Origin of the sequence: Alcaligenes sp. SJTW-7, assembly GCF_047716895.1 — a bacterium.
In the GTDB taxonomy this organism is placed as follows: domain Bacteria; phylum Pseudomonadota; class Gammaproteobacteria; order Burkholderiales; family Burkholderiaceae_B; genus Alcaligenes; species Alcaligenes ammonioxydans.
On sequence record NZ_CP136682.1, the window covers coordinates 1,176,991 to 1,199,122 of the forward strand.

Sequence of the window (22,132 nt, forward strand, 5' to 3'; positions counted from 1 at the left end):
GGGGAGTATAGTAATGGCTTTCCCTTATCACTGAATCTGGTCTGATCACATGCAGTCATTGTGGATGCTGGTAGCCTGCGCCATGTTTGCCATTATGGGGGCCTGCGTCAAAGTGTCCGCCGATGCGGGGGCCTCGATGGCACAAATCGTTTTGTTCCGGGGTGTACCGTCGGTTCTGCTATTGGTGTTCTGGGCCAAGAGTCGCGGTTTGAGGCTGGCCCCGCAAAGCTGGAAGCTGCATATCCGACGTAATGTGTCGGGGGTCAGCTCCATGTGGCTGGGCTTTCTGGCCCTGGCCAATCTGCCTTTATCCACGGCGGTTAGCCTTAACTACACTGCTCCCCTGTTTATTGCCTGCTGGATGCTCGCCTGGGGCGGTACCCAGCGCGATCCTGTGCGTCTGATCGCGGTGCTGCTGGGTTTCATGGGGGTGATCGGCGTACTGCGCCCCAGTATTACTCCCGACCAGTGGTGGGCGGCCATGCTGGGCCTGTGTGCCGGCGCGCTAAGCGCCGTCGCCATGATGCAGGTGCGGGCTTTGGGGCGTTCTGGCGAACCCGAATGGCGCACGGTGCTTCTGTTTTCCTGTTTTGTCGTCTGTTCCAGCCTGCTTGGCCTGCTGTGGGAAGGTTGGCGGGAGCTGAGCTGGCGCGCCTGGCTGGCTTTGCTGGGCGTGGGCCTGTCGGGCTTGTTCGGGCAGTTGACCATGACACGGGCATTCGGGCTGGGCTCGGCCTTGTTGACCGCGGCCCTGCAATACACCACCATTATTTTTGCTGCCCTGATTGGCATAGCGTTCTGGGGCGATGTGCCCGACTGGCTGGCATGGGCGGGCATGGGATTGATTATTGGGTCTGGCCTGTTGTCGGCCTGGCGTACCTACAGCGAGGATCGTATCTTGCGAGGTCAGGCCGCGGCGCAGGAGCAGGCTTCTGTCAAGGAGGCATGAGGTGTTTGAATTTCTGGTTAGCGCCGAGCAGGTCCAGGCCGAGCTGAACAATCCGCTGTGGTTGATTCTGGACGTACGCCATGATCTGGCCGATCATCAGGCCGGGCGGCGCGCTTATGAGCAAGGACATATTCCCGGGGCAGTTTTTCTGGATCATGAATTGGATCTGGCCGCGCCCAAGACGGGTTTCAATGGCCGCCATCCTTTGCCCAGCCGTCAGGAGCTGGTCCAGCTTTTGCAGGGAAAAGGGTTGAGCGATGACACGCAGGTGGTGGTGTATGACGCCCAGGGGGCGCTGTTTGCCAGCCATATGTGGTGGATGCTGCGCTGGTTGGGGCACTCCCGGGTCGCTATTTTGAACGGCGGCTGGCAAGCCTGGCAACAGGTGGGGGGAGCCGAGCAGCAAGGGGCCGCCACGCCGGTTCAGTCCACTGGCACGGTAAGCCTGCCTGAGCACGCTGCCATGCCTACGGTCAGCACTCAGGAAGTGCTCAAAAACCTGACGACGCCTGTTTTCACGGTACTGGATGCGCGCGCTGCGGAGCGTTATCGGGGAGATGTGGAGCCGATGGACCCCGTGGCCGGCCATATCCCCGACGCCTTGAATCGTTCCCATCTGAATAATCTGGATGAACAGGGGCGTTTCAAGCCGGCAGCGCAGTTACGTCAGGAGTTTCAGGATTTGCTGGGTGCCACTCCTGCCCATCAGGTCGTACATCAGTGTGGTTCAGGTATTACCGCTTGTCACAATCTTTTTGCGATGGAGTTGGCAGGCCTGACGGGTTCCGGTCTTTATCCGGGCTCCTGGAGTGAATGGGTGAGTGATGCGAGCCGCCCCGTAGCGCGCAGTTAGGCTTGCCCTGCCACCCTGGCAGAATTGAAAAGGCCGCCCACGGGCGGCCTTTTTACCGCCGGGCCTCCTCAAGGTAAAAGAGTCCCCGTGGGGAGCTGCAAGCCGCTGGTGCAGTATGGAGTATGTTTTACTGCCAGGTCGCCCCACGGTAAAAGTTTCCCCTTTGGGGGCCGCAAGCCGCAGATGCAGCGTGGAGGCACGTTTTACCGCCGGGTCGCCCCAAGGTAAAAGTTTCCCCTCTGGTGGCCGCAAGCCGCAGATGCAGCGTGGAGGCATGTTTTACCGCCGGACCTCTCCAAGGTAAAAGAGTCCCCTTGGGGAGTTGCAAGCCGCAGGCGCGGCGTGGGGGGCATGTTTTTACCGCCGGGCCGCCCCAAGGTAAAAAGCGCCCCCCTTGGGGGGGCAGCAAGCCGCAGGCGCAGCGTGGGGGGCATTTTTCTTTTTTGTACCGGCTCTCTATCCGGATTGTAGACTTCCCTCCCGCGCCAGCTCCCGTACAATGCCACTTCCAATTGGGTGTCGGCTTGTCCGGACCGCCCTCATTGATCAGGAATAATTATGGTTAAATCTCGCGATGATAATCAAAGCGCCCAGGCGCCAGCCCAGCAGGATTTCGAGTCCGCTCTGGCGCAACTGGAGGCGCTGGTCGCTCGTATGGAAAGTGGGGCGTTGCCACTGGAGCAAGCCTTGCAGGCGTACGAGCAGGGCGTGGAGTTAGCCCAATTGTGTCAACGCAAGCTGGACCTTGCCCAAGAACAGGTCAGCGTATTGCAAGGCAATCTGTTGCGTCCCCTGTCCGGGGATGAGGCCGTTGGAGATAGTTAAGATGAGTTCTACCAGTTTTTCTGATTGGCTTCAGGCTCGGGTTGAGCAAACTGAACATGTACTGGATCAGTCCTTGCCCCCAGTCAGTCAGGAGCCTGCTCGTTTGCACGAGGCCATGCGTTATTCCGTGCTCGGGGGGGGCAAGCGTGTGCGTGCCGCCCTGGTGTATGCTGCCGGTGAGGCTGCCTTGCAAGGCAAGCCGATGGCCGCTGCGCAACAAAAAGCTCTGGAGTTGGCGGCTGCAGCCGTGGAGCTGATTCACGCCTACTCTTTGGTACACGATGATTTGCCTTGCATGGACGATGACAAGCTGCGTCGCGGCCGTCCGACCACGCATGTGCAGTTTGACGAAGCCTGCGCCATGCTGGCTGGCGATGCTTTGCAGCCCTTGGCCTTCGAGCTGTTGGCGCAAATGCCAATTGCGCCCGCTCTCATCGTGCAGGCGATCACCCAGTTGGCTCAGGCTGCGGGCAGTGCCGGTATGGCGGGCGGTCAGGCCATTGACTGCGATAGTGTGGGTATTGCCCTGGATCGCGATCAACTGCAGGAAATGCACAGCATGAAGACCGGTGCCATGCTGCAGGCCAGTGTATTGCTGGGCGGTATTGTGGCAGGCGCCTCGTCTACCGTGCGCAATGGCCTGGAGGAATATGCCCAGGCTGTGGGTCTGGCTTTTCAGGTTGTGGACGACATTTTGGATGTCACCGCGGATACGGAGACCTTGGGCAAGACGGCGGGCAAGGATGCCGCTGATAACAAGCCCACCTATGTGTCCATTCTGGGTATGGAAGGATCGCGAGAGTTGCTGGGGGCGCTCAATGAGCAGGCCCAACTGGCGTTGCGACCTTTGGGGCCTGCCGCGACACGCCTGACGCAACTGGCCGATTACATCGTGGGCCGCGATCATTAGACCGTTGCCGGTCTGTGTGACTTTGGCACAGGCCGCGAAGCGTTTTACAATAGCCGATTGGCGATTGTTCTTGGACAGTCGTTTCACTTATTTGCCCGGATAGACGTCTTTTAGTATGACAACCGTTTCCCTAGAGCAGATCCACTCTCCCGCCGACTTGCGCCAGCTTGATCAACGCGATCTTCCCGAGCTGGCCCGTCAGTTGCGCGAGTTTGTTCTGCAGTCTGTATCCAAAACCGGTGGGCACTTGTCGTCCAATCTGGGCACGGTTGAATTGACCACGGCCTTGCACTATGTGTTTGAGACGCCGCACGACCGTATCGTGTGGGATGTGGGTCATCAGTCCTATCCGCACAAGATTCTGACTGGCCGGCGCGAACAAATGGCCGGCTTGCGTCAGCAAGATGGTATTTCGGGCTTTCCCAAGCGCTCCGAGTCCGAATACGACGATTTTGGCACCGCGCATTCCTCCACCTCCATCTCGGCGGTGCTGGGTATGGCCGTGGCCTCGCGCAATGCCGGTATCGAACGTCAGCATATCGCCGTGATCGGCGATGGAGCCATGACGGCCGGTATGGCCTTCGAGGCCCTGAACAATGCAGGCGTGACTCCCGATGTGAATGTGCTGGTGATCCTGAACGACAACGACATGTCGATCTCGCCACCCGTGGGTGCCCTGAATCACTATTTGGCGCGCCTGATGTCGGGCCGTTTCTATGCCGCTGCCAAGAATGTAGGTCGTGCTGTTTTGCAGCATGTACCGCCCGTACTGGATCTGGCGCGCAAGTTTGAAGGCCATGCCAAGGGGATTCTGACGCCCGCTACCTTATTTGAAGAGCTGGGTTTCAATTATGTCGGTCCGATCGACGGCCATGATCTGGATGCCTTGGTCTCTACCCTGAGCAATCTGCGCGATCTGGGCGGCTTGCAGTTTTTGCACGTCGTCACCCGCAAAGGGCAGGGCTACAAGCTGGCAGAGGCTGACCCTGTGCTCTATCACGGCCCTGGCAAATTTGATCCCTCCGTGGGTTTGGTCAAACCTGCCACCAAGCCGCGTCCGACCTTTACCCAGATTTTTGGTCAGTGGCTGTGTGACATGGCCAGACACGACCAACGCTTGTACGGTATCACCCCCGCCATGCGTGAGGGCAGTGGGATGGTGGAGTTCGAGCAGCAGTTTCCACGCCGGTATTTCGATGTGGGCATTGCCGAGCAGCACGCTGTCACCTTTGCGGCCGGCTTGGCCTGTGAGGGGCAAAAACCCGTTGTGGCTATTTATTCGACCTTTCTGCAGCGTGGCTACGATCAGTTGATTCACGATGTGGCCTTGCAGAATCTGGACGTGACCTTTGCGTTGGATCGTGCCGGAATCGTGGGGGCCGACGGGGCGACCCACGCGGGCAATTACGACATCGCTTTTTTGCGTTGCATTCCGAACATGGTCGTTGCCACGCCGTCGGATGAAAATGAAACTCGCTTGCTGTTGACCTGTTGCTACCAGCATCCCGGGCCCAGCTCGGTGCGTTATCCGCGGGGTGCCGGCATTGGGGCGCCGGTCAGTCAGGAACTCAACACCGTGCCGCTGGGCAAGGCGAATTTGCGTCGTCAGGGCAAAAATCTGGCGATTCTGGCTTTTGGCCCAGTGTTGCACGAAGCCCTGAAAGCGGCCGAGGCACTGGATGCCACCGTGGTGGATATGCGTTTTGTCAAACCCATGGACGAGGCCCTGCTGCAAGAGCTGGCGCAAAGCCATCAGGCTTTTGTCACAGTGGAAGAGGGTTGTCTGATGGGTGGCGCAGGCAGTGCCGTGCTGGAATTTATCAGCCGTGAAGCGCTGGTCATGCCCGTTTTGCAGCTGGCTTACCCCGACGAGTTCATCGATCACGGCGACCAAAAGAAAATTGCTCAGGATTTGGGTCTGGATGCGGTTGGCATTGAACGCTCCATTCGTGCGCGTTTCTCAAGTCTGTTCGAGGAATGAGGCAATTTCTGCACAGTTTAGGGTTTAAATACCCCAATATGCGCGTTCTTGTTAAGGTTATCGAAGCTCGCTTGCGATAAGCGTAAGATAATCATCAATTATTCTTTTTATTTACAGTGGCGGCTCTGCCGTCGCTGAAGCTGATGGATATGAATACAGTGTCGGAATCGCCCTTGGCCATGCCAGATGTGCAAAGCAGCATGGATACACGCCGTGTTGCAATTCAGCGCGTGGGTGTGCGCGGGGTGCGGCATCCGATGATGCTGGATCTGCAGGGGCAGGCTGTGCCCACCGTGGCGCAATGGGAGTTGACGGTGGCTTTGCCGCCGGAAGAAAAAGGCACCCATATGTCGCGCTTTGTGGCCTTGCTGGAAGAGTATCGCCGTCAAGCCCTGACCCCAGCCGGTTTTGTACAGATGGCCCAGGCCATGCTGCCTTTGCTGAACGCCGGTCGTGGCGATATGACAGCGACTTTTCCCGTATTTCTTGAAAAAGTCGCGCCTGTCTCGGGAGTGGCCAGCCTGATGGATTACACCGTCAGCTGGACGGCACGTGTTGGCGTGGATGACCAGCCCGAGTTCGAGCTGTCCGTGCTGGTTCCCGTGACCAGTCTGTGCCCCTGCTCGAAAGCAATTTCCGAATACGGTGCGCATAATCAGCGCTCGCATGTGACCGTGCAAGCCGTTTTTTCCCATCCGGACGCTCTGGATCTGCCCGCCTTGATCCGGTCGGTGGAGGAGCAGGCTTCGTGTCAGCTTTGGGGCCTGTTAAAGCGCACTGATGAAAAATACGTGACCGAGTACGCCTACGACAATCCCAAATTTGTCGAAGATCTGGTTCGGGATGTGGCTGTCAGCGTGCGCAGTCTGCCCGGAGTGTTGCGTTATAGCATCGAAGCCGAGAATTTCGAGTCGATTCATAATCACTCTGCCTACGCAAGCGTGCAGGGCTAAGGCTTTTGGCTTGTCAGCCAGGCTTTTTTGGTGCTAGTATCTATGGTTTCTTGCTCGACCCGGATTGAATGGGCGGGCTGTCGCGCTTGGTGCCTGACTGTTTTAGCAGCGGGTAGTAGGCGATATCCACAAGGAGTTGTTCCATGCGTCACTACGAAGTAGTGTTCATTGTGCATCCCGATCAAAGCGAGCAAGTGCCCGCCATGATCGAGCGCTATTCGGCGATTGTTACTTCCGAAGGCGGTGCTATTCATCGTCTGGAAGACTGGGGCCGCCGTCAACTGGCTTACCCCATCCAGAAACTGGTCAAGGCTCACTACGTGTGCCTGAACATCGAATGCGGTCAGTCCACCTTGGACGAGCTGGAGCATTCCTTCCGCTACAACGACGCCATCTTGCGTTACCTCGTCGCTGGCACGAAGAAAGCCCCTGAAGGCGCTTCGGTCATGATGAAGTCCGTCGAACGCGAAGAAGCACGTAAAGCAAGCACCGAAGCCAGCGCTCCTGCAGCGGCTGACGCTGAAGCTCAAGCTGAAGAGTAATAGCTCCGACTGCGTGAACCAGTTCTCTCTTGCCGGCCAGCTTATCGACATCAAGCCTTTGCGTTATACGCCGGCTGGTGTCCCTGCTCTGGAATTGGTCCTGGAACACGAATCTTCCGTAATGGAAGCCGGTCACTCCCGGCAAATCGCATTGACGATGCAGGTAGTGGCATTAGGCAATAACGCCTTGGGTCTGGCAGACACTCCTTTGGGAGCCCATTTGCAGCTACAAGGTTTTATAGCCCCGGCCCGTAAAGGTTCGACGCGTCTGGTGCTGCATGTACAGCAGTATCAGCGTCACTTTCCGGGACAAGGCTCTGTTACGGTCTGACTGGTCTGGCTCGATCGTCGCGAAGTGTTCAACACCTCGCTTCACACTGAATTCTCCCGGGTATAGCCCGGTTACTAACGAGGCACAAAATGGCTTTCCGTAGAGGCAAAGACAAAAAACGCAAATTTGCACAACAGAACCCACTGTTCAAGCGCCGCAAATTCTGCCGCTTCACCGTCGCTGGCGTTGAAGAAATTGATTACAAAGATCTGGACACCCTGCGTGATTTCATCCAGGAAAATGGCAAGATCATCCCTGCACGTTTGACGGGCACCAAAGCTCACTACCAGCGTCAGCTGGACACCGCCGTCAAGCGCGCTCGTTTCCTGGCTCTGTTGCCGTACACCGACAACCACAAATAATCCAGAGGAACCTTAGTCATGCAAGTTATTTTGCTCGAAAAAGTCGCCAACCTGGGTAATCTGGGTGATGTCGTGCGCGTACGTGATGGTTACGCCCGTAACTTCCTGCTGCCACGTAAAGTTGCTCGCCGTGCAACGGCTGCTGCTTTGCAAGAGTTCGAAGCACGTCGTGCCGAACTGGAAAAGCTGCAGGCTGAAAAGCTGGCCGCTGCTCAGGCTCAGAACGAAAAGCTGAACGGTCAGACGTTCACGCTGGTTCAGAAAGCCGGTGTGGATGGTCGTCTGTTTGGTTCCGTGACCACCATGGACATCGCCAATGCACTGAAAGCAGCAGGCTTTGAAGATCTGGTCAAGACCCAGGTTCGTTTGATCGACGGTCACCTGAAAGCTGTGGGCGAGTACCCTGTCCAGGTTGCTCTGCACCCTGACGTGATCGCTGAAATCAACGTTGTGGTTCAAGGCGACGTCGCCTAAGACTAGTGCGTTGACGCATGGTACATTCTTCTTTGGAGTGTATCTGCCAAGCTAGAAAAAGCCGGTGCAAGCCGGCTTTTTTGTTTTCTCTCCAGCCTGCCCGGGCAATGCGATCGCGCCCGAGCCTGTTTGTACTGCCGCATCCGGTCCTGTTGGCTCAATGTCTTATTGAGTCTGACTGTTCTGACCCCAGATACACCTCCTGCTTAAGACCGCGCAACGCATTTTGCGGGCTGCGGCGTCGATTTTTTTCCTTGATTTGAAGGTATATGCATGGAAAGCAAGTCAGCCAAATCCGATTCAACGCTGGATTACCTTCGGGTCCCGCCTCATTCAATCGAGGCGGAGCAGTCGGTGCTCGGTGGCTTGTTGCTCGATAATGCCGCGTTTGACCGGGTGGCCGACATTGTCACCGACGAGGATTTTTATCGTTTTGATCATAAGCTGATCTGGCAACACATTACCCGTTTGATCGGACTGGCCCGGCCTGCCGACGTCGTCACCGTATTTGAGTCTCTGTCCGTGGCGGGCAAGCAGGAGGAGGTGGGGGGGCTGGCCTATTTGAATGCCCTGGCGCATAACACGCCTTCGGCGGCCAACATTCGTCGGTATGCCGAGATCGTGCGTGAACGCTCCACGCTGCGCAAGCTGGTGACCGTGGCCGACGAGATATCCTCTGCTGCCTTCAATCCACAAGGTAAAGAAGCCCGTCAGATTTTGGATGAGGCCGAAACGCGGGTGTTTCAGATCGCCCAGGAAGGAGCGCGTGGTTCGCAGGGTTTTCTGGAAATTCAGCCCTTGCTCAGTCAGGTGGTGGAGCGCATTGACGAGCTGTACCACCGTGAGGGCGACTCGGAAGTGACGGGCGTGCCGACGGGTTTTGTCGACCTGGACAAGATGACCTCCGGTTTGCAGCCAGGGGACCTGGTGATTGTGGCCGGACGTCCGTCCATGGGTAAAACCTCCTTTTCCATGAACATTGGCGAGCATGTGGCGATTGCTCAGGGCCTGCCCGTCGCCGTGTTCTCCATGGAAATGGGCGCGGTGCAGTTGGCCATGCGTATGGTGGGTTCGGTAGGGTTGCTGGACCAGCACCGCATGCGTACCGGCAAGTTGACGGCAGATGACTGGCCGCGCCTGACGCATGCTGTTCAGCAAGTGCAGGAAGCCCAGATCTATATTGATGAAACCCCCGGCTTGTCGTCCATGGAGGTGCGGGCACGCGCACGGCGGCTGGCTCGTCAGTGTGGGCAGCTCGGCCTGATTATTATCGACTACCTGCAACTGATGTCCTCTAGTGGTGGTGAGAACCGGGCGACGGAAATTTCCGAGATCAGTCGTTCCTTGAAGGGTCTGGCTAAAGAGCTTAACTGTCCCTTGATTGCTTTGTCGCAGTTGAACCGCAGTCTGGAGCAACGTCCTAACAAACGCCCGGTGATGAGTGACTTGCGAGAATCAGGCGCTATTGAGCAGGATGCTGACTTGATCTTGTTTATTTACCGTGACGAGGTCTACAACCCAGACTCGCCCGATAAAGGCACGGCTGAAATCATTATCGGTAAGCAGCGTAACGGCCCGATTGGTTCGGTGCGCCTGACCTTTGCGGGAGCCAGTACGCGCTTTCTGGATTACATGCCTACATGACGACGGGCGCCGCAGTGTGCAATGGGCTGCCCAGGTAGCGCTTTGTAGCGGATACGGAAGGAAAACAATAGGAGGGGCCTGTGCACATTGCCGGGCCCCTCTTTTTTATCGTCTTGCCCGCCTGATTCCCGGCTCAGTCAATCGTTCCCAAGGGCCCTCGTCTTTTTAGTCTCCGCGGCCGGCCGCCAGTCGCTTGGCCAACCACGCACAGACCAGAAGCTGCCACTGGTGAAACAGCATGATGGGCAAGATGACAGGCCCCACCATGACGCTGGGGAAAATCACGTTGGCAATCGGGATGCCGCTGCTCAGGCTTTTATTGGAACCGCACATCAGCAAGCTGACTCGGTCTTCAAAGGAAAAACCCAGCCAGCGTCCCAGATTCCAGGCCAGCACCTGCGCCAAGGTCAACAGAATGGCGTTGGACAGCACAATCAGTCCCAAGGCACTGAGCGGCGTAGAGGTCCAGAGTCCGCCTACTACAGCGCCTGAAAAAGCCGTATACACCACCAGCAGAATTGAGCCCTGATCCACGACTTTGAGCAGTTGCTGGCGTTTCATGACCCAGGCTCCGATCAAGGGGCGCAGCAGATGCCCGAAGACAAAGGGGAAAAACAGTTGCAGCATGATTTTTCCCACCGCCTCCAGGGATACCGTTGCCTGGGCACTGGTCGCTCCGGCCAACATGATGCCGACCAGCAGGGGAGTGATGAATACGCCAAGCAGCGTAGAGGCAGAGGCGCTGCAAATCGACACCGGCACATTCCCCCTAGCCATGGCGGTCAGAGCCACTGCAGATTGCACGGTGCTGGGCAGGCAAGCCAGAAACAGAATCCCCAAGTACAGATTGTCGGTTAGCCAGGGGCGCAGCACGGCTGCCACGCCACTGCCCAGAACCGGGAAGAGCAAAAAGGTAACGGACAGAATCAGCAGGTGCAAACGCCAGTGGGACAGGCCGCCCCAGATAGCCTCGCGTGACAGGCGGGCGCCATGCAGAAAGAACAACAGTGCAATGGCAATCTGCGTGATGTGTTGAAACAGTGGCACGCCCCAGCCTTGGGCGGGCAGCAGACTGGCCAGTGCAACGGTAGCAAACAGTTTCAGCAAGAACGGGTCAATCGGTAAACGCTTGATCATGCCTGGTAAGCGCTCATGGAAAGGGCCATACGGTAGGCATAGCGCAGTGATGAGGCATCGGCCTTGCCTTGTCCGGCGATGTCGTACGCGGTTCCATGGTCCACGCTGGTGCGGATAAAGGGCAGGCCCACCGTCACGTTCACCCCTTCGTCCAGGCCCAGCAGCTTGATGGGAATCAGTCCCTGATCATGATATTGGGCCACCACAATATCGAACTCCCCCTGACGGGCACGCATGAAAATCGTGTCACCGGGCCAGGGGCCGCTGGCTTGTATGCCTTCGGCACCGGCTTGTTCAATAGCCGGGGTGATCTGTTCTATGTCTTCCAGGCCGAACTTTCCGCCTTCACCGGCGTGGGGGTTCAAACCGGCCACCGCCACGCGTGGCTTGGCGATCCCCGCTTGGGTGCAGGCCAGTTGTGCCAATCGTATGGTTTGCAGCACGCGCTCTTTCGTAATCAGGGAAGGGACGCGTGCCAGCGGTTCGTGAATGGTGACCAGAATGGAGCGCAAGTGCTCGTTGGCCAGCATCATGGCGTAGTGCTCTGTGTGACTGCGTTCGGCCAGAATTTCAGTATGCCCAGGGGCATCAATACCGCCTTTTTGCATGGCCAGCTTGTTGAGTGGTGCGGTAACAATAGCGCGTATCAGTCCGGCCTGGGCATCATCAATAGCGTGACACAAATACTCATACGCGCCGCGTCCGGCTTGGGCGCTGACCTGCCCATAAGGGAGATCAGCGGGCAGAGCCTGCCAACGGTTGAGAACGGCAATGACGCCAGCAGGAGGGCAAATCGCTTGCGTCATTTCCTGGACACGCCAGTGCGGGTCAGCGCCGATCACGGACAAGGCGCGGCGCAGGGCACCAGCATCGCCATAGACGACTGCCGGGTGGGGCAGACCCTCAACAATCAGACGGGCGATGATTTCCGGGCCTATGCCGGCAGCATCGCCCATGGTGATCCCAATGGGTTGTTCGGTTCGGTTCATGATAATGGCTATAAAAAAACTTCTGCGCTACGCCTTTGGCTGGTTCCCCTGCGGGGAGCATTTTGCCGGGGGCTGGACTGACGGTAAAAACACTTCACGCCGCGCCTATGGCTTGCTGCCCCGAGGGAGCTGTTTACCTTAGGGCAGCCTGGCTAAAAAAAAACCGGGTTCATGACCCGGTTTGAGTGAGCAGGGATGCCGTTTAGAGCGCGTCGCTGGCGTAATCGGCCAAGCGGGAGCGTTCCCCACGCTGCAGGGTGATGTGACCGGCATGTGGCCAGCCTTTAAATCGGTCTACCACATAGGTCAGCCCTGAACTGCCCTCGGTCAGATAGGGTGTGTCGATCTGGGCAATATTGCCCAGACAGACGATTTTAGTGCCTGGGCCAGCGCGCGTCACCAGTGTTTTCATCTGTTTGGGCGTGAGGTTCTGTGCCTCGTCGATGATCAGAAACTTGTTCATGAACGTGCGGCCGCGCATAAAGCTCAGGGATTTGACCTTGATCTTGGAACGTACCAGCTCCATGGTGGAGTTGCGCGGCGCCTCCGAGCCTTGTGGGTTGCTCAGGTTACTGGACGATTTGCCGGTACCCAGATGCAGTACCTCCAGGTTGTCTTCCAGAGCGCCCATCCAGGGCTGCATTTTCTCTTCTTCAGTGCCGGGCAGAAAGCCGATGTCGTCTCCCACCGGCACGGTGGCACGGGTGATGATGATCTCGTTGTAGCGCTTGGTCTCCAGCGTCTGGGTGAGCGCGCTGGCCAGTGCCAGCAGCGTTTTACCCGTACCGGCATGGCCCAGCAGCGAGACGAAATCAAAATCGGGGTTCATCAACAGGTTCAGGGCAAAATTCTGCTCGCGGTTGCGAGCCGTAATGCCCCAGACATTGTTCTTGCCATGGCTGTAGTCGCGCAAGGTGGCCAGCACCGCGGTGTTGCCGGCGGTCTCGCGTACCTGGGCGTACAGGGGATCGTCGCCTTCGGTAAACACGAACTGGTTGACCATGAACTGGCTGCATAGCGGCCCGCTGATGCGGTAGAAGGTGGTGCCACCTTGTTGCCAGGATTCCATGTTCTTGCCGTGCTTGGTCCAGAAATTGTCCGGCAAAGGCATGACACCGTCATAGAGCAGGTCGGAGTCATCCAGCACGTGGTCGTGGCGGTAGTCCTCGGCCAGCAGGCCCAGGGCCTTGGCCTTCAGGCGCATATTGATGTCTTTGGACACCAGAACCACTTCGCGCTTGGGCATGCTTTTGGTCAGGGCGTTGACCACGGCCAAAATGGCGTTGTCCGCCTTGCCCAGCGGTAGCTGGATGGGCAGGCTGGTATCGAGCGCGCTGGTCTGGAAGGTGACGGCGCCACGCGCTTCGGTATTGCCGATGCCATCCAGATTGATGGGCTTGTCCAGGCCATGATCGCCTACCAAGCCTTCCAAGGAACGGCTGACCTGACGCGCATTGCGAGCCACTTCGGACAGGCCTTTTTTCTGGTGATCCAGCTCTTCGAGCACCATCATGGGCAGGAAGATGTCGTGTTCCTCAAACTTGAACAGCGAATTGGAGTCGTGTAGCAAGACGTTGGTATCGAGCACAAACAGTTTGCGCTGAGTGGGAGCCAGACGGGTGCGCTTGCTGGCCGTCCCGGCTGCAGGCCTGGGGGCCTGAGCCGGATTGGCTGCCGCACTTTTGGCGGGAGCGGTCTTGGCGGCGGTGGCAGGCGCGGGCACTGCTGTCGGGGCTGCGGGCGCTGTTTCTGCGGGCGCAGGTTTTTTGGCGCGGGGCGTGGCAGCTGCCTTGTTGCTGGCAGCGGCAGGACGGGCAGGGGGCGTGTCGGGTTCGTCTGGTTGTACGGGTGGATCGGCAAGGATGACACTGTCATCTTTTTCGCTAAGCAGGGTTCCCAGCTTGGTGGGCAACGTTGGTAGCGGCATATAACACGTACTCCTGGTTGTGTGTCGGCCCGCGGGCCGACACGGTAAGGTTTCAGGCGGTTTGCTGGACAGCCTGTAATACAGCCTGGACGTGGCCTGGCACTTTGATGCCACGCCATTCCTGAATCAAGACCCCGTGGGCGTCGATCAAGAAGGTGCTGCGCTCAATGCCACGTACCTGTTTACCGTACATGTTTTTCATTTTCATGACCCCAAACAGTTCGCACAAGCGCTCCTCGGTGTCGGCCAGCAAGGGGAAGGTCAGACCTTGCTTGTCGATAAAGCGCTCATGTGAACCTAGCGAGTCGCGCGAAACACCAATGATCTGCGCGCCTGCGGCCTCAAATTCGGCCTGGGCATCACGGAAATTCTGGGATTCGGTGGTGCAGCCCGGGGTGTTGTCTTTAGGGTAAAAGTACAACACTGTCATTTTTCCTTTAAGATCAGCCGCGCTGAACTCGCCCTGCGTGGAGGGCACGGAAAAGTCGGGAATGGGGGCACCTATTTTTACGGCTGTCATGCTTTTTCCTGTATGAGTAAGGCGGCAACGACTTTGCGGCCTTCGGACATGAGGATATTGTAGGTTCTGGCAGCGGCCTGGGTATCCATGATTTCCACCCCTATGCCCCACTGCAGCATTTCCTGGGTGACGGCAGGGTGCAAAAAATGCTGACGCTGTCCGGTCCCAATCAAAATCAGTTCCGGCGCATTGTCCGGGCGTGCGGGCGGGGCGTCATCCAGAAAGGCCATGGGGTCTTGCTTGAGCGATTCCAGTCCCGCAATTTGTCGCAGCAAGGCAGCAGTCAGCTCGGAAGCGCTTTGAATAGCCAGGGTCTGCACCGGTCCTTCAGGGCTAAAGAAGATGGAATGATCGTGGTTTTGAAAGTTGATCGCCACGTAGTCCTCACCGTAGGCGGTGATGGCATTTAGGGCGGGGTTATGTTCGCGTTGCAGTTGCACGATGAGTCTCTCCGGTTTTCAGCTATCGATGATAGCGCAAAGCGTCAGCGACGATGCGGCAGCTGATCTGTTTGCAGTGATTCTCAGTCAGTCAATCATGGATTAAACTCTTTGATTTACTTCGCGCCTTCTGGTTGGGGTCTTCGCTTTTCTCTCATCAAGGAATGTCATGATTCGCTTTCCGCGCATCGAGCGTTTGCCGCCTTACGTGTTTAACATTACAGGCGAGCTGAAAATGGCTGCCCGCCGTCGTGGCGAGGACATCATTGATATGTCCATGGGAAACCCGGACGGTGCGACACCAGCGCATATTGTGGAAAAGCTGGTCGAGGCCGCTACCCGTCCGGACACACATGGCTATTCTGTCTCAAAAGGTATCCCGCGTTTGCGTCGAGCCGTGACCAATTGGTACGAGCGCCGCTACAATGTGCTTCTGGACCCGGATCGCGAGGCGATTGTTACCATCGGCTCCAAGGAAGGTCTGGCCCATTTGATGCTGGCGACCCTGGATAAAGGCGACACCGTACTGGTGCCCAACCCCAGCTACCCCATTCATATTTATGGTGCCGTCATTGCCGGTGCCAATATCCGTTCGGTACCGATGGTTCCCGGAGTGGACTTTTTTGATGAGATCGAAAAAGCCGTTCGCGAGTCCATTCCCAAACCCAAAATGATGATTCTGGGTTTCCCCAGCAATCCGACGGCCCAGTGCGTGGACCTGTCCTTTTTTGAGCGTATTGTGGCGCTGGCTCGTGAGCACGGTATTTTGGTGGTACACGATCTGGCCTATGCCGACATTACCTTTGACGGCTACGTGGCCCCCTCCATCATGCAGGTGGAAGGCGCGCGTGAGGTAGCCGTCGAGTTTTTTACCATGAGCAAAAGCTACAATATGGCCGGTTGGCGTATTGGTTTCATGGTGGGTAACGAGTCCCTGGTCAATGCGCTGGCACGGATCAAGAGCTATCACGACTACGGCACCTTCACACCGATTCAGGTGGCTGCCATTGCGGCGCTGGAAGGGCCACAAGATTGTGTCAAGGAGGTGGTGGAGCAATACCGCCGCCGTCGCGACGTACTGGCCAAGGGCCTGCATGAGGCAGGCTGGATGGTCGATGTTCCCAAGGCATCAATGTATATCTGGGCCAAGATTCCCGAGTTCTACAAGGACATCGGTTCGCTGGAGTTTGCCAAGCGCTTACTGAGCGATGCCAAAGTAGCCGTATCCCCCGGCATCGGCTTTGGTGAGTATGGCGACAACTATGTGCGCTTTGCGCTGATCGAAAACGAGCAACGTACCCGTCAGGCGGTACGCGGCATCAAAGAAATGTTCCGTAAGGACGGATTTGTTCAATGAGTCCTATCAAAGTAGGTTTGCTGGGTTTGGGTGTGGTTGGCAGCGGCACCTGGAACGTATTGAAACGCAACGCAGATGAAATCGCTCGCCGCGCCGGTCGCCGTATCGAGGTGGTCGCCATTGCTGTGCGGGACCTGGAAAAGGCACGCGCGCTGGTGGGGGACGAAGTCACCCTGACCACGGACGGCATGGACGTGGTGCGCAACCCCGAGATCGACATTGTGGTCGAGCTGGTGGGGGGCGACACCGTGGCACGCGAATGGGTGATGGAAGCGATTGCCCAGGGCAAGCACGTGGTTACCGCCAACAAGGCGCTGCTGGCCAAGCATGGCAACAAGATTTTTGCTGCTGCTCACGAGCGCAGTGTCATGGTGGCGTTTGAAGCCGCTGTGGCCGGTGGTATTCCGATCATCAAGGCGATTCGCGAAGGCCTGACGGCCAACCGTATTCAGTGGCTGGCCGGCATTATCAACGGCACCACTAACTACATCCTGTCCGAAATGCGCAATCGTGGCGTCAGCTTTGCTGAAGCCCTGGCCGATGCCCAGCGTTTGGGTTACGCCGAAGCGGATCCTACTTTCGATATTGAAGGTGTGGACGCGGCGCACAAGCTGAGCCTATTGGCCTCTCTGGCCTTCGGTATTCCGGTGCAGTTCAGCAAGGCCCACGTGGAAGGTATTACCAGCCTGGCACTGGAAGACCTGCAACACGCACAACGCCTGGGCTACAACATCAAGCTGCTGGGTATTACCCGCGCTCGTGAAGAAGGCATTGAGCTGCGCGTCCACCCCACACTGGTTCCGCTGCAAAGCATGCTGGCCAATGTGCAAGGTGCCATGAATGCGGTGCTGGTGCACGGCGACGCCGTGGGCCAGACCGTGTACTACGGCGCCGGTGCCGGCGCCTTGCCCACGGCCTCGGCCGTGGTGGCCGACCTGGTGGACGTCACCCGTCTGCAAACGGCAGAACCCGAGCACCGTGTCCCTTATCTGGCCTTCCAGCATAACGCCATGTCCGATACGCCCATCCTGCCTATGGATGAAGTGGTGTCCTCGTACTACCTGCGTTTGCGTGTGGACGACCGTCCAGGTGTGCTGGCGGATGTGGCCCGTATTCTGGCTCAAGCCTCGATCTCGATTGGTTCCATGTTCCAGGAACCGGCCGGCGAGCAGGCCGACATCATTTTCCTGACGCACGAAGCGCGTGAAGGTGCCATCAATGGCGCAATCAGCCAGATTCAGAATCTGCCCTTTGTGCAGTCTGCCGTGACCCGTTTGCGCGTGGAGAACCTGTAATGAATTACATATCCACGCGTGGCGGCATGAAGGCCCAACCATTTTCGGACATCTTGCTGGAAGGTCTGGCTCCCGATGGTGGTCTGGCCATGCCGGAAAGCTACCCTCAGGTCAGCGCCCAGATGCTGGAATCCTGGCGCGCGCTGAGTTATCCCGAACTGGCCGCCAAGGTGTTGGGGCTGTTTGTCACGGACATTCCCGCTGACGAACTGGCTACCTTGACTGCCCGCGCTTACGCACCCGGTGTGTTCGACAGCGAGCAGGTGGTGCCTGTCAAGGAGCTGGAGCCCGGTTTTGCTTTGCTGGGTTTGTCCCAAGGTCCGACCCTGGCTTTTAAAGACATGGCCATGCAGTTCCTGGGCCAGGTTTTTGAATACGTACTCACAAAGCGCAGCAGCACGTTGAACATTCTGGGCGCCACATCCGGTGATACGGGTTCGGCGGCTGAATATGCCTTGCGCGGCAAGCGTGGCGTCAGCGTGTTCATGCTCTCGCCTTACGGTCGCATGAGTGCGTTCCAGCGCGCCCAGATGTACTCCCTGCAGGATGAAAACATCCACAATCTGTCGGTGAAGGGGGTGTTCGATGATTGCCAGGACATCGTCAAGGCCCTGGCAGGCGACCTGGAGTTCAAGTCCCAATGGCATTTGGGTGCCGTGAACTCCATTAACTGGGCGCGTATTTCTGCTCAGGTGGTGTACTACTTCTGGGGCTGGCTGCGCAGCACCACAGCGGCCGGTCAGAAAGTTTCTTTTGCTGTTCCTTCGGGCAACTTTGGCAATATTCTGTCGGGTCACATTGCCCGCCAGATGGGTCTGCCGATCGCCAAGCTGGTTCTGGCCACCAACGAAAACAATGTGCTGGAAGAGTTCTTCCGCACCGGTATTTATCGTCCCCGTGGTTCCGAGCAGACATACGCCACGTCCAGCCCGTCCATGGACATCTCCCGCGCTTCCAACTTCGAACGCTTTGTGTTTGATCTGCTGGGCCGCGATGGCAGCAAGGTCAAGGCATTGTGGGAACAATTGGCCAAAGAAGGCCAGTTCGATCTGAGCGAGCATCTGCCACGCTTCCAGGAAGAGTTCGGCTTTGTGGCTGGTGCCAGCTCGCACCAGGACCGGTTGAACACGATCGCCCAGGTGAACGAGCAGTATCAGACGCTGATCGATCCGCACACGGCCGATGGCGTCAAAGTGGCCCAGGCCTACCGTGAAGATGGCATTCCCATGCTGGTATTGGAAACCGCCTTGCCCGCTAAGTTCTCCGAGACCATTGAAGAGGCCATTGGTCAGCCCGCTCCCGTGCCAGCGCACCTGGCCGGTCTGGCTGATTTGCCACAGAAAGTGGTGGTGATGGATGCGGACGTGGCCCAAGTGCGTCGCTATATCGAGGCACATGCCCCGCGCTGATACTCGTCACTGCGCTTGTGATGAGCAGGCGCCGGTCTAAGACTGGTTTAAAACCCCGATTTTGCTGTTCCCGCTGCTCTGATCCTTGTTCAGTCGGCGAATCAGGAAAGCATCAATCGGGGTTTTTTGCCTCTTGTCTGTGCCTGGCGTTCAGACAGACAAGGCGAGCTTTGCGAGGCGCGCTGAACCTTTGCTATCTTCTCTTCATCAAAAGAACACGATATGCAGGCATGATGACGATGGCCTGTGATATCGGCAGATAGGCGGTTCGTCTATTGAACATAGAAGAAAGGATAGAAAAATCATGAGTAAAACGACTCACGTGAAATTACGTCCCCTCGAGCGCGAGGACTTGCGCTTTGTGCACCTGCTGGACAATAACGCCAGCGTGATGCGTTACTGGTTTGAAGAGCCTTACGAAACCTACGGGGAGCTGGCAGCGCTGTACGATGAGCACATTCATGATCAGCGTGAACGTCGTTTTGTGGTGGAGTGGGAGGGGCAGCCCTCCGGTGTGGTGGAACTGGTGGAAATTGATTATGTGCACCGCCGGGCAGAGTTCCAGATCATTATTGCGCCCGAGTTTCAGGGCAAGGGCATTGCCTCACGGGCAACCAAACTGGCTATCGAGTACGGATTTGGGGTGTTGAATCTGTACAAGATCGTGCTGATTGTGGATAAGGAAAACCACAAAGCGATTCACATCTATCAGAAGTTTGGCTTTCAGGTGGAAGGCGAACTCAAACACGAGTTTTTCATCAACGGCCAATATCGGGATGTGGTGCGTATGCGTTTGTTCCAGGCCGATTTTCTGGCCGCTCACAAACCGGCGCAGACTTTGCTGACACCGTCGGCGCAATAGTGTCTTGCCCCAATGGCCCCTGTTTGAAGAGCGTCTTACGCGGGGTCTTGGTTGATGGCTGGGTTTCTTGGCATGACTTCGTGTGACTACCTGGATGCGTAGGGTGCATGTGCCAGTTTATGCAGGGTCGTTTTCAAAGAGCGGATGCCGTCATGCTCAGAGCAGCAGGAAAGACAGGGGTTCGGCACCCTCGTTTCGGCTGTGCTCTGCTTGAATCCAGGACTTACAGATGCGCCGCTGTCAGACCGCTGCGTACCGCGCCTTCCAGCACACCGGGATAGCCGGTATCAGTCCAGTCGCCTGCCAAACGAATGGCAGTCCAAGGTGTCGTCACGGAAGGTCGACGCAAGCCGGGCACGGCCGCAAAAGTGGCCCGTTTTTCGATAATCAGCTCGCTGGCCCGCACCGCAGGCATGGTTTTCAGGTGCCGGGTTTGGCTGCGTACCTGGGCGATAATCGTGGCAATCGCTTGCTCCCGGTCCAGCGCCTGCAGGCGTACCGCATCGCTGATGACAATCCCCACCAGCGTTTCGCCGCTACCCGGTTTCAAGGCGCTGTGATCAAACAGCCATTGCCCGCCGCTGCCACTGCTATCGTCCAGCATCAACATGGAGTGGGGCAGATTCCAGGGCTGTTCCAGTTCCAGATAGAGGGTGGCGATAGGGATATAGCTGAACGCCTCCAGATCTGCCAGCAATTGTTCGCTGGCCGGGCTGCCAGGTAGGTTGTGGAGTAAACGTGCTGCCTGAACCGGCGGGCAAGCCACAATGGCGGCATCAAAGTGCAGCCCATCAATCTGAACTCCGGCTGCGTTCAGTTCCAGTCGCTGCACCCGGTGTCCCAATTGAAGTTGAATGTCGCGCAGCGCTGGCTCACACCAAAGCTGGCTTAAGTCGGTTAGCGGGATCAGGGTTTGGCTGGCTTGACGGGGACCGCCCAGGCTGTCGCGCAGGACATGGGCAAAGAGTTGGGCGCAGGCCTGCTCAATGGGCGTATTCATGGCGGCCACACACAGCGGTTGCCAGAATAGACGAATGACATGGCTGTCTTGCTGGTGTTGCTCCAGCAACTGCAATACCGTCAGGCCTTCAGGAGTGCGCCAGTGCTGTTTCATCAGCCAACGGCAAAAACGGGCCAGCTTGATTTTTTGTGACCAGCTCAAGCCTTGAGCACCCAGCAGGCCCGTCAATAGATGCAAGGGGGCGGGCAGGGGACGGTTGCGCAGACGAAAGTGGCCGTCAGCAGCAAGGACATCCAGATCCCGGCGTTGCAAACGGGCAGATTCATCCAGGCCCACTTCCCTCATCAAGCCCAGTGTGACGGAGTAGGCCCCCAGCAGGATGTGCTGGCCATTGTCGGTGTCGCGCCCCAGATTGGGGCTGTGGATGCGGCGTGCGCGTCCGCCTATGTGACGTGAGGCCTCAAAGACACTGACCTGATGGCCCTGCGTCTTTAAGCGCCAGGCAGCGGCACAGCCTGCCCAGCCCGCCCCGATCACCGCGACTTTCATCGGCCCAGTTTGCGTTGCAGGCTACGCCCGCCCGACACCCAGGTTTTCCAGGCCAGCCAGAACTTGCGGATGGGGGTCAGGGAGATGCGTTGTTCCAGTACATGCCAGCGTTCGTCAACAATTTCGAGCAGCAAGGCATGGTAGATGGCGGCCATCAACAGGCCTGGGCGTTGTGCCCGGCGATCTGCATCGGGCAGGGCGCGCATGGCCTGGCGGTACAAGTCCTGGGCGCGTTCAGTTTGAAAGGCCATCAAGGCCTCGAAGCGTTCCGAGTGCTGCTGATCCAGAATTTCATGGGGGGCTACGCCAAACCTATCCAGATCGTCCTGAGGCAGGTAGATACGACCACGTCGAGCATCATCGCCCACGTCACGGATGATGTTGGTCAGTTGAAAAGCCAGTCCCAGTTTTTGTGCGTAATCGCTGGTCTGTTCCTGGGTCTGACCGAAAATACGTGCCGACAGCAGGCCGACCACACCGGCCGCGTGCCAGCAGTAGCGCTCCAGCTCGTTCCAGCTTTGGTAGCGTACCTGATCCAGGTCCATTTCCATCCCGTCGATCACGGCCAGCAACTCGTCCTGTGGCAGCTCAAAGGCGTGGATATGCGGAGCCAGAGCCTGCATGACCGGATGCTGGGTGCGGCCTTCATACAGGTCGGCGACCTGCGTGCGCCACCATACCAGCTTCATGCGGGCAACCGACTCCTCGTGAACCTCGTCCACTACATCGTCGACTTCGCGACAAAAGGCATACAGGGCCGTGATGGCGCGTCGACGTTCGGGCGGCAGAAACAAAAAGGCGTAGTAAAAACTGGAGCCGCTTTGGGCCGCCTTGTTTTGACAATACTCGTCTGGGCTCATGG

Annotated in this window: 22 protein-coding genes; 15 read left to right on the forward strand and 7 right to left on the reverse strand. The window is 57.7% G+C overall.

Translation table 11 applies throughout. The annotated features are described in order from the left end of the window. Positions 1-49: 49 nt before the first annotated feature. The 11 genes from RSQ48_RS05200 (at position 50) to RSQ48_RS05250 (ending at position 9,824) form a co-directional block, all read left to right on the forward strand. Complete coding sequence (locus RSQ48_RS05200; RefSeq protein ID WP_051010444.1) at positions 50-949, forward strand: DMT family transporter; 900 nt, start codon at positions 50-52, stop codon at positions 947-949. A 1-nt stretch (position 950) separates the two neighbouring features. Further along, complete coding sequence (locus RSQ48_RS05205; protein WP_415302198.1) at positions 951-1,802, forward strand: sulfurtransferase; 852 nt, start codon at positions 951-953, stop codon at positions 1,800-1,802. Between the two features lie 558 nt (positions 1,803-2,360). Then, complete coding sequence (locus tag RSQ48_RS05210; RefSeq protein ID WP_003802451.1) at positions 2,361-2,627, forward strand: exodeoxyribonuclease VII small subunit; 267 nt, start codon at positions 2,361-2,363, stop codon at positions 2,625-2,627. A gap of 1 nt (position 2,628) precedes the next feature. After that, positions 2,629-3,537 (forward strand): polyprenyl synthetase family protein, encoded by a 909-nt coding sequence (locus tag RSQ48_RS05215; protein ID WP_003802450.1) that lies wholly within the window; start codon positions 2,629-2,631, stop codon positions 3,535-3,537. Between the two features lie 115 nt (positions 3,538-3,652). Beyond that, the gene (dxs, locus tag RSQ48_RS05220; RefSeq protein WP_003802449.1) at positions 3,653-5,518 is read left to right on the forward strand and encodes a 1-deoxy-D-xylulose-5-phosphate synthase; all 1,866 of its coding nucleotides are present in this window, start codon (positions 3,653-3,655) and stop codon (positions 5,516-5,518) included. A 149-nt stretch (positions 5,519-5,667) separates the two neighbouring features. After that, positions 5,668-6,471 (forward strand): GTP cyclohydrolase FolE2, encoded by an 804-nt coding sequence (gene folE2 / locus RSQ48_RS05225; protein ID WP_003802447.1) that lies wholly within the window; start codon positions 5,668-5,670, stop codon positions 6,469-6,471. Positions 6,472-6,614: 143 nt separating this feature from the next. Continuing rightward, positions 6,615-7,013 (forward strand): 30S ribosomal protein S6, encoded by a 399-nt coding sequence (gene rpsF / locus RSQ48_RS05230; RefSeq protein ID WP_003802446.1) that lies wholly within the window; start codon positions 6,615-6,617, stop codon positions 7,011-7,013. 13 nt (positions 7,014-7,026) lie between these two features. Then, a complete protein-coding gene (gene priB / locus RSQ48_RS05235) occupies positions 7,027-7,344 on the forward strand; it encodes a primosomal replication protein N (protein ID WP_003802445.1) in 318 nt (105 codons plus the stop codon). A gap of 89 nt (positions 7,345-7,433) precedes the next feature. Beyond that, positions 7,434-7,706, forward strand: a complete 273-nt coding sequence (rpsR, locus tag RSQ48_RS05240; RefSeq protein ID WP_003802444.1) for a 30S ribosomal protein S18 — start codon at positions 7,434-7,436, stop codon at positions 7,704-7,706. A gap of 18 nt (positions 7,707-7,724) precedes the next feature. Next, entirely contained in the window at positions 7,725-8,180 is a 456-nt protein-coding gene (rplI, locus tag RSQ48_RS05245; protein WP_003802443.1) for a 50S ribosomal protein L9, read from the forward strand. A gap of 273 nt (positions 8,181-8,453) precedes the next feature. After that, on the forward strand, positions 8,454-9,824 hold the full coding sequence (locus RSQ48_RS05250) for a replicative DNA helicase (RefSeq protein WP_003802442.1): 1,371 nt from the start codon (positions 8,454-8,456) through the stop codon (positions 9,822-9,824). Positions 9,825-9,989: 165 nt separating this feature from the next. On the opposite strand, the gene RSQ48_RS05255 is transcribed toward RSQ48_RS05250, so the two are convergent. The 5 genes from RSQ48_RS05255 to RSQ48_RS05275 form a co-directional block, all read right to left on the reverse strand. Beyond that, on the reverse strand, positions 9,990-10,961 hold the full coding sequence (locus tag RSQ48_RS05255; RefSeq protein WP_219235839.1) for a bile acid:sodium symporter family protein: 972 nt from the start codon (positions 10,959-10,961) through the stop codon (positions 9,990-9,992). Next, positions 10,958-11,950, reverse strand: a complete 993-nt coding sequence (pdxA, locus tag RSQ48_RS05260; RefSeq protein ID WP_415302199.1) for a 4-hydroxythreonine-4-phosphate dehydrogenase PdxA — start codon at positions 11,948-11,950, stop codon at positions 10,958-10,960. The genes RSQ48_RS05255 and pdxA overlap by 4 nt, the downstream gene beginning before the upstream one ends. 202 nt (positions 11,951-12,152) lie before the next feature. Next, complete coding sequence (locus RSQ48_RS05265) at positions 12,153-13,877, reverse strand: PhoH family protein (protein ID WP_415302200.1); 1,725 nt, start codon at positions 13,875-13,877, stop codon at positions 12,153-12,155. Between the two features lie 52 nt (positions 13,878-13,929). Then, the gene (locus tag RSQ48_RS05270; protein ID WP_003802437.1) at positions 13,930-14,397 is read right to left on the reverse strand and encodes a peroxiredoxin; all 468 of its coding nucleotides are present in this window, start codon (positions 14,395-14,397) and stop codon (positions 13,930-13,932) included. Continuing rightward, entirely contained in the window at positions 14,394-14,837 is a 444-nt protein-coding gene (locus tag RSQ48_RS05275; protein ID WP_059318555.1) for an Mth938-like domain-containing protein, read from the reverse strand. Before RSQ48_RS05275 ends, RSQ48_RS05270 begins: the two co-directional genes overlap by 4 nt. 169 nt (positions 14,838-15,006) lie before the next feature. Here RSQ48_RS05275 and alaC point away from each other — a divergent pair, with 169 nt between their 5' ends. The 4 genes from alaC to speG all read left to right on the forward strand — a co-directional run bounded on the left by alaC (position 15,007) and on the right by speG (position 19,760). Then, on the forward strand, positions 15,007-16,194 hold the full coding sequence (gene alaC, locus RSQ48_RS05280) for an alanine transaminase (RefSeq protein ID WP_415302201.1): 1,188 nt from the start codon (positions 15,007-15,009) through the stop codon (positions 16,192-16,194). Further along, on the forward strand, positions 16,191-17,489 hold the full coding sequence (locus RSQ48_RS05285) for a homoserine dehydrogenase (protein ID WP_003802434.1): 1,299 nt from the start codon (positions 16,191-16,193) through the stop codon (positions 17,487-17,489). The genes alaC and RSQ48_RS05285 overlap by 4 nt, the downstream gene beginning before the upstream one ends. Next, positions 17,489-18,898, forward strand: coding sequence for a threonine synthase (gene thrC / locus RSQ48_RS05290; protein WP_003802433.1), 1,410 nt, complete (start codon positions 17,489-17,491; stop codon positions 18,896-18,898). Before RSQ48_RS05285 ends, thrC begins: the two co-directional genes overlap by 1 nt. Positions 18,899-19,202: 304 nt before the next feature. Further along, positions 19,203-19,760: a spermidine N1-acetyltransferase gene (gene speG / locus RSQ48_RS05295; RefSeq protein WP_219235844.1), complete on the forward strand. Its 558-nt coding sequence runs from the start codon at positions 19,203-19,205 to the stop codon at positions 19,758-19,760. A gap of 223 nt (positions 19,761-19,983) precedes the next feature. On the opposite strand, the gene hpnE is transcribed toward speG, so the two are convergent. Together hpnE and hpnD are read right to left on the reverse strand one after the other, a co-directional pair. Next, on the reverse strand, positions 19,984-21,270 hold the full coding sequence (hpnE, locus tag RSQ48_RS05300) for a hydroxysqualene dehydroxylase HpnE (protein ID WP_415302202.1): 1,287 nt from the start codon (positions 21,268-21,270) through the stop codon (positions 19,984-19,986). Then, entirely contained in the window at positions 21,267-22,130 is an 864-nt protein-coding gene (gene hpnD / locus RSQ48_RS05305; protein ID WP_003802429.1) for a presqualene diphosphate synthase HpnD, read from the reverse strand. The genes hpnE and hpnD overlap by 4 nt, the downstream gene beginning before the upstream one ends. Between the last annotated feature and the right edge of the window lie 2 nt (positions 22,131-22,132).